13 protein-coding genes are annotated in these 13,396 nt (G+C 55.3%); 4 read left to right on the top strand and 9 right to left on the bottom strand.

Annotation, left to right across the window (positions count from 1 at the left end):
• Positions 1-11: 11 nt before the first annotated feature.
• The 8 genes from AB7038_RS04785 to ftsY all read right to left on the bottom strand — a co-directional run bounded on the left by AB7038_RS04785 (position 12) and on the right by ftsY (position 8,593).
• Complete coding sequence (locus tag AB7038_RS04785) at positions 12-1,148, bottom strand: glycerate kinase (protein WP_368889455.1); 1,137 nt, start codon at positions 1,146-1,148, stop codon at positions 12-14.
• Positions 1,149-1,160: 12 nt separating this feature from the next.
• On the bottom strand, positions 1,161-2,429 hold the full coding sequence (locus tag AB7038_RS04780) for a GntP family permease (RefSeq protein WP_108656170.1): 1,269 nt from the start codon (positions 2,427-2,429) through the stop codon (positions 1,161-1,163).
• A 134-nt stretch (positions 2,430-2,563) separates the two neighbouring features.
• Positions 2,564-3,685 carry a sugar diacid recognition domain-containing protein gene (locus AB7038_RS04775; protein ID WP_368889456.1) on the bottom strand — a complete coding sequence of 374 codons (1,122 nt, stop codon included), beginning with the start codon at positions 3,683-3,685 and terminating at the stop codon, positions 2,564-2,566.
• Between the two features lies 1 nt (position 3,686).
• Positions 3,687-3,932 (bottom strand): helix-hairpin-helix domain-containing protein, encoded by a 246-nt coding sequence (locus AB7038_RS04770; protein ID WP_368889457.1) that lies wholly within the window; start codon positions 3,930-3,932, stop codon positions 3,687-3,689.
• 75 nt (positions 3,933-4,007) lie between these two features.
• Positions 4,008-4,862: an RNA polymerase sigma factor RpoH gene (gene rpoH, locus AB7038_RS04765; protein ID WP_004236252.1), complete on the bottom strand. Its 855-nt coding sequence runs from the start codon at positions 4,860-4,862 to the stop codon at positions 4,008-4,010.
• 169 nt (positions 4,863-5,031) lie between these two features.
• Positions 5,032-6,003, bottom strand: coding sequence for a permease-like cell division protein FtsX (ftsX, locus tag AB7038_RS04760; protein ID WP_108656167.1), 972 nt, complete (start codon positions 6,001-6,003; stop codon positions 5,032-5,034).
• On the bottom strand, positions 5,996-6,661 hold the full coding sequence (ftsE, locus tag AB7038_RS04755; protein WP_004236250.1) for a cell division ATP-binding protein FtsE: 666 nt from the start codon (positions 6,659-6,661) through the stop codon (positions 5,996-5,998). Before ftsE ends, ftsX begins: the two co-directional genes overlap by 8 nt.
• A 6-nt stretch (positions 6,662-6,667) precedes the next feature.
• Positions 6,668-8,593 carry a signal recognition particle-docking protein FtsY gene (gene ftsY, locus AB7038_RS04750; RefSeq protein ID WP_369452942.1) on the bottom strand — a complete coding sequence of 642 codons (1,926 nt, stop codon included), beginning with the start codon at positions 8,591-8,593 and terminating at the stop codon, positions 6,668-6,670.
• 269 nt (positions 8,594-8,862) lie between these two features.
• On the opposite strand from ftsY, the gene rsmD reads away from it, so the two are divergent.
• Together rsmD and AB7038_RS04740 are read left to right on the top strand one after the other, a co-directional pair.
• Positions 8,863-9,471 (top strand): 16S rRNA (guanine(966)-N(2))-methyltransferase, encoded by a 609-nt coding sequence (gene rsmD / locus AB7038_RS04745; protein WP_004236246.1) that lies wholly within the window; start codon positions 8,863-8,865, stop codon positions 9,469-9,471.
• Positions 9,462-9,749 (top strand): DUF1145 family protein, encoded by a 288-nt coding sequence (locus AB7038_RS04740; protein ID WP_072869200.1) that lies wholly within the window; start codon positions 9,462-9,464, stop codon positions 9,747-9,749. Before rsmD ends, AB7038_RS04740 begins: the two co-directional genes overlap by 10 nt.
• Here AB7038_RS04740 and AB7038_RS04735 read toward each other — a convergent pair whose 3' ends face one another.
• The gene (locus AB7038_RS04735; protein ID WP_024474476.1) at positions 9,750-10,103 is read right to left on the bottom strand and encodes a DUF2500 domain-containing protein; all 354 of its coding nucleotides are present in this window, start codon (positions 10,101-10,103) and stop codon (positions 9,750-9,752) included. It abuts the gene before it with no gap.
• A 105-nt stretch (positions 10,104-10,208) separates the two neighbouring features.
• Here AB7038_RS04735 and AB7038_RS04730 point away from each other — a divergent pair, with 105 nt between their 5' ends.
• On the top strand, positions 10,209-10,841 hold the full coding sequence (locus AB7038_RS04730; protein WP_004236242.1) for a lysoplasmalogenase: 633 nt from the start codon (positions 10,209-10,211) through the stop codon (positions 10,839-10,841).
• Positions 10,842-10,981: 140 nt separating this feature from the next.
• Entirely contained in the window at positions 10,982-13,372 is a 2,391-nt protein-coding gene (locus AB7038_RS04725) for a zinc/cadmium/mercury/lead-transporting ATPase (RefSeq protein ID WP_369452852.1), read from the top strand.
• Positions 13,373-13,396: the final 24 nt, after the last annotated feature.

The raw sequence follows: 13,396 nt of genomic DNA, 5'->3' as shown, positions 1-13,396 counted from the left end.
CGTTTTCTTTTTTATACTATTTTCATCGCCAGTACCGCAGCGATATTGCGGGCGGCTACTTCAATATTAACCGCCGCCTGTGCCAATGCCTCATCCAGAGAGCAAATCCGCGGGATCACGGAGAACACGGCATCAATGCCGTGCTCATGCACGACGGCATAGTCGTCACTCATCCCGCCTGCCAGCGCAATCACCGGGATTCCCCGCGCTTTTGCAGCTTTCGCCACACCCGCCGGGGTTTTTCCCTGAATCGTCTGGCTGTCCATCCGTCCTTCCCCGGTGATCACCAGATCAGCATCTTTGACCACCGAGTTCAGATCCAGTGTTTCGATCACCATCTCAATTCCCGGCTGCATCCGGGCATCAAGCCATGCCATCAGCGGAACGCCCATACCGCCTGCCGCTCCGGCACCGGCGACATCACTCAGTGACTTACCGGTCAGGGATTCAATAACCTCCCCGTAGTGACGCAGCGCCGCATCCAGCTCGCTGACTATCGCCGGTGTTGCACCTTTCTGCGGCCCGAAGGTGGCAGATGCCCCTTTCGGTCCGCACAGCGGATTATTCACATCACAGGCCACCACAAACTCTGTCTTCGCCAGACGCAGATCCAGTCCGGATAAATCCACGGAAGCCAGTTCTGCCAGCGCACTGCCGCCGAACGGCAGTGAATTCCCCTGTTCATCACGGAATACCACCCCCAGTGCCTGCATCATACCGGCACCACCGTCATTAGTGGCACTGCCGCCGATCCCGAGGATAATTTTTTCCGCGCCGTCATCCAGCGCCGCGAGGATAAGCTCCCCGGTACCGAACGTCGTGGTCACACGCGGATCGCGCTGTGCAGGCGGCACCAGATGTAACCCGGAAGCTGCGGCCATCTCAATAATGGCGGTTTTACCGTCTCCGGACAGCCCGTAAAACCCGGTCACTTTATTCCCCAGCGGAGCCGTGACTTCGGTTTCTTTCAGTGTTCCCTGTGTGGCTTCAATAATAGAGACAACTGTGCCCTCGCCGCCATCCGCCATCGGCAGTTTGATGTACTGCGCATCAGGGAAAATGGTTCTGAATCCCGCTTCCACCGCATCGGCGACCTGAAGGGCGGTCAGACTCTCTTTAAATGAATCCGGAGCAATCACTATTTTCATACTTAATTCCTTTTACCCGCCAAACCCGAAGACACCAAAAATCAGAGTGGATACAATCGCAATCACCAGACCCACCATCGTTTCGTAAGGCAGTAATTTCAGACGCTCATGAACCTGCATATTGACACTGCCGCCGGTTGCATGGAAGAAGCTGCCGTGCGGCATCTGATCGAGCACCACCGCACCGGCGTGGATCATTGCCGCCCCGGCCAGCGCACTCACGCCCAGATCAAGCAGCGTTGAGCTGAATACCGCAGATGCCACCGCCGTACCCGCTGTGGTGGACGCGGTTGCCATGGACATCAGTGCCCCGGAAATCGGTGCCAGCAGATAGGATGGCAGGCCGGACGCCGTCAGGCCGTTAATTAACACATCTTTCAGACCGGAGTTGGCGATAATTCCCGCCAGGGTTCCGGTTCCCAGCAGCATAATCGCCACCGGTGCCATCCGGCTCAGTCCGGAGGTAATAAAGTGATTGGACTGACGGATACGCCCCATAATCAGCGCACCGGCCAGGCCGCCGACCGGCAGCGCGATCAGCGGGTCAATGCTGATACCGGCCACCGGACGCAGTGACAGCAGGAAAATCGCTACCAGCGGGGCACTCATTGCCGCCCAGAATCCCGGTAACTTACCATCATGATGCGCCGCAATCAGCTCTTCCTGCGTGACTTTTGAACCACGGTGAACCAGACGCTTCGCCAGAAAATACGCCACGATCAGCCCGAAAATGCCCGGGATAATCCCCGCCGCCATCAGTGAGGTCAGCGGCACGTTAAAGTTATCCGCCGCCGCAATAGTATTCGGGTTCGGAGACATCACGTTACCCGCTTTACCGCCACCGATCATCGCCAGCAGAATTGCCATTTTGGACAAGTCCGCGCGGTGCGCAATCGCCAGCGCAATCGGTGAAACTGTAATAACTGCCACGTCGATAAACACACCGACCGCTGTCAGTAACAGGGTTGCCACCGCCAGCGCCAGCAGCGCCCGCTTTTCACCCACTTTGCGGACAATGGTTTCCGCAATGGTATTCGCCGCACCGGATTCAATCAGTACCCCGGCCAGCACACCCGCTGCCAGAATACGCAGTACCGCGTTGGTGATCCCCTGAGCACCGGTGACCATCAGTGTCACCGTCTGCACCAGATCCGCACCGCCGACCAATCCTCCGGCCAGCGCCCCCGCCATCATCCCGTATACCGGCGGTACTTTTTTCAGTATTAACCCTATCGCCACGACCAGCGCAACCATTGCGCCCAAAGCTGAAACAGTCACCATGTGCAGACTCCTGCTGTAGTTATGATTATTCGGACAGAACAGGATGCATTATGGCGACAGCTATCAGGTTAAGCTTGAGAGGTTCCGACAAAAAAGAACGGGCTGAAACCGCGTATTTTGTACAAATGCACAAATTACAGATCGGTCAGCATACCAAAATAAAGCTGAATCATTGATTCCAATCTATTGATATTTAAGCCAGTAATCGATTCAACACGCTGAAGGCGGTAACGGAGGGTATTTGTGTGAATATGCAGCGTTTTTGTGGTTTGAGACAGATCACAATTCTGATCAAAATAGGTCTTCAGGGTATGACACAACACACGGCGGCTGTCCGCCGCTTTCAGTTTCTGCCAGGCGGAGGCCAGTTCAGCGGCCTGCCAGCTCTCCTGAAATCCCTGTAACAGCGCGGGTAATTTGACTTCATCATAAAAAATGGTTTTCTGGCGGCTGTACGCCGGGGTCTGCCCCAGTTGCTGCACAGCGCAGGCACTCTGCCAGGAGCGGTGCAGACCATTGTGTCCGTAAAAGAAACCACCGACATACATCAGCAGATCCGGCAGCTGCCGGCGCAGTGCCTGTAACTGCTTCTGCACCGGAGAGACAGGCTGAAAATCCGCATCACAGGCCACCGGTTTCAGCACCACGAGAGAATTTATTCCCCGGATACTGACCAGCAGATCCATTTTAAGATTATCAATATAGTCCACCAGACGGTGAAACCGCTCATGATCCGGCGCAGGCAGTGCGAGGATCAGGGCTATGCGGGGTTTATCGGGGGAGATCCCGAGATAGGCAGCGATCGACTTTACCGACTGCGGCTGCTGCTCCGGGCTTATCAGCTGGCTGACCAGCTCATCGCGGTAACGGCGATCCCACTGGGATTTCTCCAGCAAATCGGCCTGTTCCAGCACCAGTTCCGCTGCCATGCGCACCAGCTCGGCGTAGTTGCGCACTTCATCCGGTCTGCCGGAAATCCCGACCACACCCACCATGGTGTCGCGGAAAATCACCGGCAGATTAATGCCCGGTTTCACCCCTTTCAGCGTGGCCGCGGTGGCTTCATCAATTTCCACAATCCGGTTTTCCGTCAGCGCCAGCACCGCGCCTTCATGACGCTGATTGACCCGCTGCGGGTCACCGGACGCAATAATCACTCCCTGTGCATTCATCACATTCACGGAGTAACTGAGGATTTGCATCGCCCGCTGAACAATCAGCCGGGCGGTACGCTGATCGAGCTGAACCGGTGTCATATCAGGACAGATTCTGTGCCTGGCGTGCTGCCGCAATGGCAGACTCAATGGCTTTTCTGGCCAGCGGACTGTTGCGCCAGCAGGTAGAGCCGGTAAGTGCCGCACCGGCACCCAGCAGAGATTGGGCATCTGCCGCGGCAAGCTGGTTAAGGTCAGAAAAACCCATCTGCTCAAGGCGTTCGATAACTTTCGCACCCACGCCCTTTACCGCCAGTAACACTGCCTTGTCTTCAGACGAAAAAGCCATAATATCCCCGTCAGTGATTATCAGAAAATACTATGGCTACCATAACAGATTGCGGCGGAAACGGGAGCATTGTTATCAGCCCTCAATCGCCTCGCGCAGTTTTTTCATGGCATTTTTTTCCAGCTGACGAACGCGCTCTGCGGAAACGCCGTATTTATCCGCCAGTTCCTGGAGGGTAGTTTTGCTGTCATCATCCAGCCAGCGGGCACGGATAATGTCACGGCTGCGCTCATCCAGTGAATCAATCGCCAGGGTGAGTTTGTCCGTGGCGTGGTTGTCCCAGTTATCTTCCTCAATTTCATCAGCAAAATCAGAGGATTTATCTTCCAGGAACAGTGCCGGTGCCACCACAGGGTGATCACCGTCGTCGTCATCGGACATATCAAATGCCATGTCCTGCGCCGCCATACGGGATTCCATCTCCAGCACATCTTTGCTGGTCACCCCCAGCTCTTTCGCCACCATTTCCACTTCGTCCTGGTTAAACCAGCCGAGGCGTTTTTTGGATTTGCGCAGATTAAAGAACAGTTTGCGCTGTGCTTTAGTGGTGGCGATTTTAACGATGCGCCAGTTACGCAGCACATACTCATGAATTTCAGCTTTGATCCAGTGAACCGCAAACGACACCAGGCGCACACCCATTTCCGGGTTAAAGCGGCGCACGGCTTTCATCAGCCCGATGTTGCCTTCCTGGATAAGATCCGCCTGAGGCAGGCCATAACCTGAATAACTGCGGGCGACATGGATAACAAACCGCAGATGCGACATGATAAGTTTTTTCGCGGCCTCAAGGTCGCCGTCATAATACAGACGCTCAGCCAGCTCTTTTTCTTCTTCGGCTGTCAGCATCGGATACTGGTTAGCTGCCCGGATATAGGCCTCAATGCTCCCTTGCGGAACTAAAACAGGGAATTGCGTATCTTTAGTCATTCAGTCCTCAGTACAAATAAAAATGACGTCGGCAGACGGTAATGATGAATAGTGTACAACACAGGACAGAGTTACGCCTATCACTTAGTGCCGGCGTTGTCATTTGGTTGAATGTAAACCGGTGATGCGGGATACCCGGCGGGATAATGCCCGCCGGGTAATGAGACAGTTACTGCGGCATAAAATTCCGTAAATGGCGGACCGTTGCCAGCCAGGCGGCAACCCAGCCAATCATACCGGACACCAGCACAATCAGCAGTGCTTCGTCCCAGTCCAGGCCGGTCAGTGCAAATGTGGTGCCGAAAATTTTGGACACATCGGTCACAACATCACCCAGTTTCCAGACCAGAAGAGAGGATAACACCAGTGACAGTATTGCGCCGAATGCCCCGAGCAGCATACCGCCGTTGAGGAACGGACGCAGAATAAAACCGTCTGTCGCGCCGATCAGTTTCATCACATTGATGGTTTCGCGGCGGCTGAAAATATTGAGCCGCACACTGTTGCCGATCACCAGGAACAGCGCCACAACCATCAGCACACCAATCAGCGAGGCAATCTGCCCCACCAGGCCGGTCAGTGCCGCCAGCCGGGCAAACCAGCTGTCATCCATCCGCACCTCATCAATCCCGGACAGTGCCGTAACGCGATCACGCAGGGTGGAGAGGGTGTCGCTGCTCTGCATATCCACTTTCGGGGTGACGATAGCCACCGCCGGAAGCGGGTTTTCTTCCAGCATATCCAGCGCGGTACTGAAGCCGGACCAGGCACGGAACTCCGTTATCGCCTGGTCGCGGGAGAGATAATTGACACTCTCCACGCCGTCGAGCGCTTTCAGCTCGTCCGCCAGTTTCTGCCCGCCCTGTTCATCCAGACCTTTATCCAGATAAACCGTCAGCTGCGGGGTCGGATACCACTGTTCCGCCGCATGGCTGACGTTTTTCCAGACGATATAAAAGACACTCGGCAGCGTCAGGGAAATCGCAATCACCATCACTGTCAGCAGTGTTGACAGCGGCTGGCGCAGCATATCGCCCAGCGTGTTTACCCACGCATGCCGCCACTGTTCCCGCCAGCCGCCTTTCAGGGCTTTGGCTTTGGACGGCATTTTTTTTACCGGTTTACGCGGTTGTTTAGCCATGATGACCTCCCGCCATGCGTCCCTGACTCAGCGTCAGCACGCGGTAATTGCGCCGTTCAATCAGCATGATATCGTGTGTTGCCATCAGAACGGTGACACCCACACGGTTAAACTCTTCAAACAGCCGTAAAATGCCTTCAGACAGCTCACTGTCAAGGTTACCGGTCGGTTCATCCGCCAGCAGCACCATCGGTTTGTTCACCACCGCACGGGCAATGCCCACACGCTGCTGTTCACCGCCGGAGAGCTGTACCGGGAAGTTACGGGCCTTATCCAGCAGGCCGACTTTATCCAGCGCGGCACTGACGCGGCGGCGGATATCTTCCGGGCTGGCACCGGCAATGATCAGCGGCATCGCCACATTGTCATATACCGTGCGATCCAGCAGCAGATGGTGATCCTGAAAAATCATGCCGATTTGGCGGCGCAGGAAAGGCACTTCACGATTTTTCAGACGGCTGATGTTGTGGCCGTCAAATAAAATGGTGCCGTCACTGGGTCGCTCAATCCCACAAATCAGTTTCAGCAGGGTACTCTTCCCTGCGCCGGAATGGCCGGTCAGGAAGACCATCTCCGCCGGGCGGATATGAAAATCCACCCCCTGGAGTGCCTGACGACCGCCTAAATAGGCTTTACTGACGTGTTCAAAGCGAATCATGGATGATTAATCCTCCCGGGCAAAAAGTGCCTCAATAAAATCACCGGCTTTGAAAGGACGCAGATCTTCAATACCTTCACCCACCCCGATATACCGGATAGGAATACCGAACTGGTCTGCGATGGCAAAGATCACACCGCCTTTCGCCGTTCCGTCAAGTTTGGTCAGAGTCAGCCCGGTCAGACCGACCGCTTCATTAAAGAGACGCGCCTGGCTGACAGCGTTCTGTCCGGTGCTGGCATCTAAGGTCAGCATAATCTCATGCGGGGCATCTTCATCAAGTTTCTTCATCACCCGCACGATTTTCTTGAGTTCTTCCATCAGGTGCGCTTTATTCTGCAGACGCCCTGCGGTGTCCGCAATCAGCACATCCACTCCTTTGGCTTTGGCGGACTGGATGGCATCAAAAATCACCGAAGCCGGATCCGCGCCGGTGTGCTGTGCCACGACCGGGATATTGTTGCGCTCGCCCCAGACCTGAAGCTGTTCCACCGCAGCTGCACGGAAGGTATCTCCGGCGGCCAGCATGACAGATTTACCCTGAGCCTGATACTGACGCGCCATTTTACCGATAGTGGTGGTTTTACCGACGCCGTTGACGCCGACCATCAGGATCACATACGGCTTTTTATCTTCAATTTCCAGCGGCTTATCGACTGTTGCCAGGATTTCGCCCATTTCTTCGCGCAGTTTAACGAATAAGGCTTCCGCATCTTTCAGATCACGGCGGCTGGCATGCTGAGTCAGACTGGTGATGATTTTGCGGGTGGTTTCCACACCGACATCCGCCACCAGCAATTGTTCTTCCAGTTCTTCAAACAGATCGTCATCGATCTTTTTACCACGGAAGATCCCGAAGAAACCGGAACCGATATTCTCACGGGTGCGTACCAGGCTGCGTTTCAGCCGGGCAAAGAACCCTTCTTTTGCCGGTCTTTCCTGCGTGTCCGCCGGGGCAGGCGATTTATTTTCAACCAGTGCCGCGTCCTGTGCTTCCGCTTCGGCTTCCGCGAGACGGCGGGCTTCTTCCTCTTGCGCAAGGCGCTGCTCTTCCGCCAGACGCGCCTGTTCAGCCGCTTCGGCGTCACGCTGTTTCTGTTCTTCCGCTAAACGCTGTTGCTCTGCAGCCTGTTCTTCCGCACGGCGTTTATCTTCGGCGATACGCTGCTGTTTTGCCGCTTCCGCATCACGCAGTGCCTGCTCCTGCGCGCGGCGCTGTTCTTCTTCCGCGCGCTGCTGCTCTGCGGCCTGTTCTTCGGCCAGACGTTTTTCTTCCGCGATACGCTGCTGTTTCGCGGTCTCCGCATCGCGCAGTGCCTGCTCTTTCTGCTGACGCAGTTCTTCTTCTGCGCGCTGCTGCTCTGCAGCCTGCGCTTCCGCCTGACGTTTTTCTTCTGCCAGACGCTGCTGTTTAGCTGCTTCCGCATCACGCAGTGCCTGCTCTTTCAGACGGCGCTGTTCTTCTTCCGCACGCTGCTGCTCAGCCGCCTGTTCTTCCGCCAGACGTTTTTCTTCTGCCAGACGCTGCTGTTCGGTGATTTCAGCATTGCGACGCGCCTGCTCCTGTGCAAAGCGCTGCTGTTCCGCAGCTTCCGCATCACGACGGGCCTGTTCTTCGGCTAAACGTGCCTGTTCAGCCGCCTCTGCATCACGGCGGGCCTGCTCTTCTGCCAGACGTGCCTGTTCAGCCGCTTCCGCATCACGGCGGGCCTGCTCTTCTGCCAGACGTGCCTGCTCAGCCGCTTCTTCATCACGACGGGCCTGTTCTTCTGCCAGACGTGCCTGCTCAGCCGCTTCTTCATCACGACGAGCCTGTTCTTCGGCTAAACGCGCCTGTTCTTCCTGAGCCGCCTGTTCCTGCTGCGCCTGTTCATCTTCTTTACGGCCAAAACCCAGCCAGGAAAAAAAACCTTTTTTCTTCTCTTTTGCCACAGCCACTATACTCCTTGCATACTGCCACCCGTCACCTTCCGGCACGGTATGTCCGGAAAATCCTGAGCAGATATGGCGTCTTTATCATTATTAATTGCAAATCAGACGCAGTCTATCATTTCACAGGATGGTTGCGCATCGGCTTTCCGTAATTTCATATTAAATTTAAACGAATTTTTACAAAACCTGCGTATAATATTCCGCTGTTTTCCTGTCTGTTATTCATATTTCTGAATTAATAATTTCAGAATTAATAAGTTACGAAGGTTATGGTTAAAAAAGCTCAAACCGCACCACAAGGGCAGATCCGCATTATCGCCGGTCTCTGGCGCGGACGTAAACTGCCGGTTCTGACACATGACGGCCTGCGCCCGACCACTGATCGCGTGCGCGAAACCCTGTTTAACTGGCTGATGCCGGTGATTAACGGCGCGCGCTGTCTTGATGCGTTCGCAGGCAGCGGCGCACTCGGTTTTGAGGCACTTTCCCGCTATGCCTCCGCCGTGACATTTACAGAACTCAACCGCGCCGTAGCGGCTCAGATCAGCGCCAATGCCCGTCTGCTCAAATGTGAACAGGCCACTGTCGTTAATCAGAGCGCCCTGCAGTTTCTGGCGCAGCCGGGAACGCCGTTTGATGTGGTGTTTCTCGACCCGCCGTTCCGTAAAGGGCTGCTTCAGGAAACCGTTGATTTACTGGAGCAGAATAACTGGCTCAGCCCGGAGGCAATGATCTACATTGAAGCCGAGGCGGAATCAGACACACTGGTTGTTCCGGGTAACTGGGTGTGCCACCGGGAGAAGGTGGCCGGCCAGGTTGCGTATCGTCTTTATCTGCGTCAGACGCAGACGACTGAACAGGAGTCCGTATGTTCCTGATTAATATTGGCCGCATACTGATGCTGGCCGTCTGGGGTTTTCTGATTTTCAGCCTGGTGCATCCGTTCCCGAAACCGCTGAATATCTTTATGCATATCGCCACCTTTTTTATGGTGGTGATGCACGGGCTGCTGATGTCGCTGTTCAATGCCGGTCAGCCGCAGGATAAGAAACTGTCAGCCGCCGGTAAAGTGCGTGTCTTTTTATTCGGTGTGTTTGAACTGCTCGCCCTGCTGCGCCGCCAGCAGGCAGAACTGAAAGATCAGGATAAACCCTGATCAGCGCAGCGGCTCATAACGGATAAACCGCGTCCCCTGCATTGACAGCGTTCCCCGTGAATGCAGGGCAATCTCCTTATACTCATCCTCTTTGATGTACACCACAATGGTTTTCCCCGACAGCGGCGTGAAATGCACCTCATAACGGAAGGTTTCCGGGAAAACCACATCCCGCTCACGGGAGCGCATATTCGGATACGGATAATCCTTTTTCTCCGTCACTGTGACCTGATATGTTGCCACCGCAGAGTGGTCATTTATCTCATTTTGTTTGCGCTGTTCAAAGAAGCGGCGGGTCGCCAGGATAATAATCAACGCGGCGACAATAAAACCTAACAAACCGAATTTGTTCATGAGTATGGTTGTTTTCCTGCAATCTGGTTGATCGTGTTCTGTAAATACGGGATATTATCAAATATTCAGGTGTTAATCGCCATCAACATACCTCAAGGACACCCTATGAATTGGCCATTTATTGCTGTACTTTTTTCCGGCTGGCTCTATATCGACGCCGCCTACCGGGGACCAAACTGGCAGCGCTGGGTTTTCCGTCCCGTCACCCTGCTGCTGTTGCTGCTGTGGGCGTGGAGCGGGGATTACGGGCTGGATATCTCCGGATATCTGGTGTGTGTCGGGCTGTTAGTGGCCATTGTCTCCGATACCATCCGCCTGGTTGCTGATAATAAAATAGACCTGTCGCTGTATACCAGTGCCGTGTTTTATCTGCTCTATGCCCTGAGCTTCGCCCTGCTCAATAATTTCACCTTCTATATTCCGCTGATGATTGCCGTGCCGGTGATTGCCATCGCGGTACTTGCGCTGCTCTGGTACAAACTCGGCGATCATAAAGTACCGGTGCTGACCGCGCTGCTCAGTGCGCTGGTGATGGGCTGGCTTGCCGGAGAGCAGTTCTTCGGGCTGGGGACCGATTATAACTTCTCCCTGATGATCGGGGCATTCTGTCTGGTGCTGAACCTGATCCTCTGGCTGATCAACCGCTTCCTGTTTACCTTTAAACTGGCCAAAGCGGTCTATTCCACCTTCTATTTCCTCGGGCATTTCCTGATTGTCCGCGCTATCACGCTGATGTAATTCTGCTTCTGACAACAGGAGCGCACAATTTGCCAATAATTATGCGCCCCTGTTGTTGACTCTGGAGTAGACTCCAATGTGTACACTTCCTGTTAATGAGAAAAATTAACATCAACTCACCGTTGAACAGGGAGGTGTTTATGCACCCGGACAAAGAACTTCATGAGCATACTCACAACAGCAGCTGCTGCGGCAGCAAATCTGCCTGCACCACCGGCGGAAAAAGTGAGTCACAGGCTCATCAGCCACACGACCATACCGCACACGATCACAGTGAGCATGAACATCCGGAACACGACGACGATGAGTCCCGTGCGCATGGTCATGCCCCGCACGATCATGCGCATTCTGAACACGACCATGAACACGCACGCGGCAGTTGCTGTTCAGACGATCACGCCGCCACCGATGATACCGCGCCGCCTGAATTAAGCGGCAGCCAGCGTTACAACTGGCAGGTGGAAGGGATGGACTGCCCGAGCTGTGCGCGCAAGATTGAAACTGCCGTTCTGAAAATTGCGGCGGTCACCCAGGCAAAAGTGATGTTTGCCACCGAAAAACTGGTGGTGGATGCTGCCGGAGATGTCCGCGCGGATGTGACCAGTGCCGTGCAGCAGGCCGGATTTGTCCTCTGGGATCTGAACGGCGGCAGTGCCGCACCGAAGAAAAAAGAAGAGCAGGGCCTGCTGAAACAGGCAACGCCGATGCTGATTCTGGCGGTGCTGATTGCCCTCAGCTATGCGCTGGAGTTTGTAAATCCGGTGCTGGGTAAATACGCCTTTATCGCTTCAACGCTGATCGGGCTGTTCCCGATCGCCAAAAGCTCGCTGCGTCTTATCCGCTCCGGTACTCCGTTTGCGATTGAAACACTGATGACGGTCGCGGCTGTCGGCGCGATTATTATCGGTGCCACTGAAGAAGCAGCCATGGTTATCCTGCTGTTCCTGCTGGGCGAAATGCTGGAATCCTATGCGGCAGGCCGCGCACGGCGGGGTGTCAGCGCGCTGATGGCACTGGTACCGGAAGATGCTGTGGTGATTAAGGACGGACAGAAAGTGTCCGTACCGGTTGCACAACTGCGTCCCGGCGACATTATTGAAATCGCACCGGGCGGACGCCTGCCGACAGATGCTGAGCTGCTCAGTGAGTTTGCGAGCTTTGACGAAAGCGCTCTGACCGGAGAATCCGTACCGGTTGAGCGGGCACAGGGTGAAAAAGTCGCTGCCGGTTCGCTGTCAGTGGATCGCGCAGTACAGATGAAAGTGGTCTCCGAACAGGGTCAGAACGCCATCGACCGTATTCTGACACTGATTGAGGAAGCGGAAGAGCGCCGTGCGCCAATCGAGCGCTTTATCGACCGCTTCAGCCGTTACTATACGCCGATGATTATGCTGTTCTCTGCTCTGGTGATTGTCATTCCGCCGCTGTTTATGGGCCAGGAATGGTATCCGTGGATCTACCGTGGTCTGACACTGCTGCTGATTGGTTGTCCGTGTGCGCTGGTTATCTCCACCCCGGCGGCTATCACCTCCGCGCTGGCCGCCGCCACCCGCCGTGGTGCGCTGATCAAAGGCGGTGCCGCACTGGAGCAGCTGGGTACCGTGACCACTGTCGCGCTGGATAAAACCGGTACGCTGACAGAGGGTAAACCACAGGTGACTGATATTGTTGCCCTGAATAACCACAGTGATGCGGATGTGCTGACCTTTGCCTCTGCCGTGGAAAGCGGGTCACATCACCCGTTGGCCAAAGCGATTCTGGAGCGTACTGAAGCTCAGGGACTGACCATCACCGAAGCGGAAAATCGCAAAGCCCATGCCGGTAAAGGGGTTGACGGGGATCTTAACGGTGTGACCATCCTGGTCAGCGCACCGGGTAAACTGGCTGACGGCCTGCTGACCGATGCCGCTGCGGCAGATGTCACACGACTGGAAAATGAAGGGAAAACTGTCGTTGCTGTGGTTGCAGGCAACCAGCTGACCGGACTTATCGCCATGCAGGATACGCTGCGCAGTGATGCCATTGAAGCCATCGGCCAGCTGAAAGCGATGGGTGTCAGCGCCGTGATGCTGACCGGGGATAACCCGCGTGCAGCCGCTGCTATCGCCGGCACCATCGGCATGGATTTCCGTGCCGGACTGATGCCGGAAGATAAAGTCAAAGCGGTGATGGCGCTGAATAATGAGCATCACACCATGATGGTCGGCGACGGTATCAATGATGCCCCGGCAATGAAAGCTGCCAGTATCGGGGTTGCCATGGGCAGCGGGACCGATGTGGCACTGGAAACTGCCGATGCTGCACTGACTCACAACCGCCTGAGCGGTATTGCCGAAGTGATCACGCTGTCACGGGCCACCCGTAAGATCATCCGCGAGAACATTACTATCGCGCTGGGTCTGAAAGCGGTGTTTCTGGTCACCACCCTGATGGGGCTGACCGGCCTGTGGGTTGCGGTTCTGGCTGACTCCGGTGCGACCGCGCTGGTGACCGCCAACGCTGTCCGCCTGCTGCGGGTCATGAAAAAATAACCACGGGTTACTGACTGAAAAGGG

It is taken from the genome of Morganella morganii, from assembly GCF_041099235.1.
GTDB lineage: Bacteria > Pseudomonadota > Gammaproteobacteria > Enterobacterales > Enterobacteriaceae > Morganella > Morganella morganii_E.
Note: the sequence above shows the minus strand (reverse complement) of the source record. Positions and strands in the feature narration are given on the sequence as shown.

Excerpts from the sequence above, each read along its gene's own strand:
- rsmD (WP_004236246.1), top strand. The coding sequence starts at position 8,863 with ATGGTTAAAAAAGCTCAAACCGCACCACAAGGGCAGATCCGCATTATC.
- ftsX (WP_108656167.1), bottom strand. The coding sequence starts at position 6,003 with ATGGCTAAACAACCGCGTAAACCGGTAAAAAAAATGCCGTCCAAAGCC.
- AB7038_RS04725 (WP_369452852.1), top strand. The coding sequence starts at position 10,982 with ATGCACCCGGACAAAGAACTTCATGAGCATACTCACAACAGCAGCTGC.
- rpoH (WP_004236252.1), bottom strand. The coding sequence starts at position 4,862 with ATGACTAAAGATACGCAATTCCCTGTTTTAGTTCCGCAAGGGAGCATT.
- AB7038_RS04775 (WP_368889456.1), bottom strand. The coding sequence starts at position 3,685 with ATGACACCGGTTCAGCTCGATCAGCGTACCGCCCGGCTGATTGTTCAG.
- AB7038_RS04780 (WP_108656170.1), bottom strand. The coding sequence starts at position 2,429 with ATGGTGACTGTTTCAGCTTTGGGCGCAATGGTTGCGCTGGTCGTGGCG.
- AB7038_RS04730 (WP_004236242.1), top strand. The coding sequence starts at position 10,209 with ATGAATTGGCCATTTATTGCTGTACTTTTTTCCGGCTGGCTCTATATC.
- AB7038_RS04740 (WP_072869200.1), top strand. The coding sequence starts at position 9,462 with ATGTTCCTGATTAATATTGGCCGCATACTGATGCTGGCCGTCTGGGGT.
- AB7038_RS04785 (WP_368889455.1), bottom strand. The coding sequence starts at position 1,148 with ATGAAAATAGTGATTGCTCCGGATTCATTTAAAGAGAGTCTGACCGCC.
- AB7038_RS04735 (WP_024474476.1), bottom strand. The coding sequence starts at position 10,103 with ATGAACAAATTCGGTTTGTTAGGTTTTATTGTCGCCGCGTTGATTATT.
- ftsE (WP_004236250.1), bottom strand. The coding sequence starts at position 6,661 with ATGATTCGCTTTGAACACGTCAGTAAAGCCTATTTAGGCGGTCGTCAG.
- AB7038_RS04770 (WP_368889457.1), bottom strand. The coding sequence starts at position 3,932 with ATGGCTTTTTCGTCTGAAGACAAGGCAGTGTTACTGGCGGTAAAGGGC.